The sequence below is a fragment of the Pseudoalteromonas sp. S3178 genome (assembly GCF_005886985.1).
Taxonomy (GTDB): Bacteria; Pseudomonadota; Gammaproteobacteria; order Enterobacterales; family Alteromonadaceae; genus Pseudoalteromonas; species Pseudoalteromonas carrageenovora.
Window position 1 is genome coordinate 1 of sequence record NZ_PNCW01000471.1, and the last position, 247, is coordinate 247.

Annotated in this window: 1 protein-coding gene; it reads left to right on the forward strand. The window is 42.9% G+C overall.

Annotation, left to right across the window (positions count from 1 at the left end; translation table 11 throughout):
- A partial coding sequence (locus tag CWC11_RS21795) for a MarR family winged helix-turn-helix transcriptional regulator (RefSeq protein ID WP_138684245.1) occupies positions 1-247 on the forward strand: 247 nt, incomplete at both ends.

A 247-nucleotide genomic window follows, 5' to 3' on the forward strand; every position in this document is an offset into this window, starting at 1 on the left:
ACGAGACGCTACCGCCCTCACTTAGAAGCGTTAGATCTCACCTATCCACAATATGTGGTTATGATGGCTCTGTGGGAGCAAGACAATATTACCATTGCCCAGTTGGTTGATTTAACCGCCATTGATGGGGGTGCAATGACCTTAATTTTAAAGAAAATGGCGATAAAATCGCTCATTCAGATTGTCAGTGACGAAAACGATAAGCGCAAAAAATGCATTAAGCTGTTACCACAGGGTATCGCACTTA